Genomic DNA, 2,807 nt, shown 5'->3' with positions numbered 1-2,807 from the left:
GAAGCTACGGTGACTCCTACTATTACAGAGAACACTAATACTACATCTGAACTGAAACTAGCACTTGATAACAAAACATGGGGAGAGTATAGAGAGGGTTCAACATATCCAAAATCTTGTTATATTTTTAGTGATAATAAAATAACTGCATATTTTGATGGAGATAGAACAACATCCTCTGAATTAACTTATGAGATTAATAATGATAAATTAAATTATTTTCTTGATGGTCAGCAGGTCTCTTCAACAGATACATTTTCTAAGGTAAGTGATACAGAGTTTAATGTTCATAAAGTATGGAGTGATGATGTTGATAATAGAGTATGGAAAGTGACATCAAACTGTGTTGATATTGTGCAAGAGGATGAGGATAATGGTTTTACAAAAGAGATGCTTCAAAATAAAGTATTATATAGTTCACACACAGAAGAAGATGGAGATATAGAATATACAAAAACAACTTTTATATCAGATACCTCATTTAAATTTGATGATATTAAAGTAAGGTTAAATGGTACAGTTGAAGATAGAGAAACTATTACTTTTGATTTTGTATTAGAAAATAAAATAATCAAATTTAATCCAGAAGGAAATGGACATACCTTTTGGACGCTTAATAGTCAAGATGATACAGCTTGGTATATTACACAAGAATTTGATAGAGGGGATGATGGAACTATAGATGAAACTGATAATCAAACTTTATATTTTGAAAAACCAGCCGACTATCCTGCTGAACTATAAATAAGGTGAGCAAATAGCTCACCAACTCCTTATTAACTCTTCACCAACAAACTGCTATAATACCCCTAATCACCTCCAAAGGTAAAAAATGAAAAAGATAATTTATGGTGAAAGCAACTTTAGAAAAATAAAAATTAATAATGACTATCTATATATAGACAAAACCAAATATATAAAAAACTTAGAGTCTTTAAACGAAGATTTTGTAATATTTTTACGCCCAAGAAGATTTGGTAAGTCTCTCTTTCTCTCAACTCTACAATACTACTATGATGAAAACAGCAGAGATGAGTTTGAGGTGATGTTTCATGATACCTATATTGGTAAAAAGCCAACACCTCTGAAAAACTCATATAGAATTCTCTTTTTTGAATTTTCAGGGATAAATACAGATAGTGGGATGGAGATTATCTATGAGGGGTTTAAAGACAGCATTAAATCAGCTATTTATAGATATTTCTATAGTTATGGATATGACATAAGCAGAGAGAGTTTCGCTCGTTCCCATCCGTCCTCGGTGGGATACGCATATGAGAGTCACAAGCTGTTTAAAAACTCCTTAATGCTCATATACACTCCCACGCAGGAGCGATGGGAGCGAGTTCTAGTGAGCAAAGGTGGGTTTGTACGAAGCTTTTACGAGGCGATAAAAGGGGCAACACAGACAGGAACGGTGCAGAAGATGTTCATCACAGGTGTCACTCCAATCACGCTTGATAGTTTGAGTTCTGGGTTTAATATTGTCAAACATATCACCTACAGAAAAGAGTTTAATGATTTGGCAGGATTTACTCAAAAAGAGGTAGAGTATAGTTTAGAAGAGTCAATATTTAGACGCTGTAAAGATATAGACAGAGATGAACTTTTGGAGAAGATAAAAACTTGGTATAACGGCTATCTGTTCAATGCTGAAGCAGAGGATAGAATTTATAATTCAACGCTACTCAACTACTTTATCACGGAGTACAACTTTGATAAATGTCAAATGCCAACTAAGATGCTAGATAGTAATGTAGCAAGTGACTACAGAGCGATAATGAAACTTTTTAATATAGGAGATAGTGAGAGAAACTATAAAATATTACAAGAGTTAATAGAGACAGGAGAGGTGACAGGAGTCATAAAAGATAGATATGACCTCGGCAGAGAGTTTAGTACAGACGATTTTATAACACTTATCTACTCTATGGGCTTCATAACCATAAAAGATGAAATCTTTGGTGGGATGCACAAATTTGAGATACCCAACTATGTGATAAAAGTTCTCTATTTTAACTACTTTACGATAGAGCTAGAGAGAAGAAACTCTCTAAAAATATCAGATGATATGGGTAGGCTTTTGCTCGATTTGGCTCTTGGAGATATAGAGCCATTTAAAAACCGACTAAGCATGGTGATAAAAACCCTCTCAAATCGTGACCATCAAGGGTTTAATGAGAAACATTTTCAGGTGATAGCTCTCTCACTTTTGAGCTTTGCAGAGTTCTATTTCACAGAGTCTCAGCCTGAAAAAGATAGAAAAATTCCTGATATTATACTCTCTGCTAGAGATGAGAGAGTTCCAAATAACTATCTGTTTGAACTAAAATGGAAAAAAGACAAAGATAGCTACAACTCCATAAAAGAAAAAGGGATAGAACAGGTCAAAGGGTATCTGGAGCTTGATAAAGTCAAGGCAATTCCTAAACTTAGAAGCTATCTGTTGATTGGGTCAAAAGATGGGGTGGAGTTTTTGGAAGTTGGATAGGATACAGTAAAATATTATTAACAAACAATAGTATCAACAGTTAACAAAAAGTTAAGGAGGAGGATAAAGTTGCTATGCTATTATAATACCTTATCAACATAATAAGGAGAGTAAGGTATGAAGAAGTTTCTGTGGATACTAAGCATAGTATCAATGTTAGGATTGGCTAGTTGTGGTGGGGGAAGTAGTGATGAGGCAAAAGAGTTGTTGCAGAAGATTCTAAATCTAGTAGGAATTCCACAATCTATAGTGGTCAATATCTGTCAAGATGAGAACAGAGATGGTATCTGTGGAGTTACAGAGCTTCAAGCAGAAG

The 2,807-nt window shown here is 34.2% G+C and carries 3 protein-coding genes; all 3 read left to right on the top strand.

Annotated features, from left to right (window positions below; translation table 11 throughout):
- On the top strand, window positions 1–744 hold a 744-nt coding region (locus tag GSY74_RS01400), incomplete at its 5' end, for a hypothetical protein (RefSeq protein WP_164663320.1).
- 88 nt (window positions 745–832) lie between these two features.
- Window positions 833–2,491 (top strand): AAA family ATPase, encoded by a 1,659-nt coding sequence (locus tag GSY74_RS01395; RefSeq protein WP_164663319.1) that lies wholly within the window; start codon window positions 833–835, stop codon window positions 2,489–2,491.
- Between the two features lie 117 nt (window positions 2,492–2,608).
- The coding region (locus tag GSY74_RS01390) for a hypothetical protein (RefSeq protein WP_164663318.1) at window positions 2,609–2,807 on the top strand (199 nt) is incomplete at its 3' end.

It is taken from the genome of Sulfurovum sp. bin170 (genome assembly GCF_010892395.1).
In the GTDB taxonomy this organism is placed as follows: domain Bacteria; phylum Campylobacterota; class Campylobacteria; order Campylobacterales; family Sulfurovaceae; genus UBA1140.
This window is presented reverse-complemented; position numbering and strand designations above follow the sequence as displayed.

What these genes read in the sequence shown, in the direction of transcription:
- GSY74_RS01395 (WP_164663319.1), top strand. Translation starts at nt 833, where the DNA reads ATGAAAAAGATAATTTATGGTGAAAGCAACTTTAGAAAAATAAAAATT.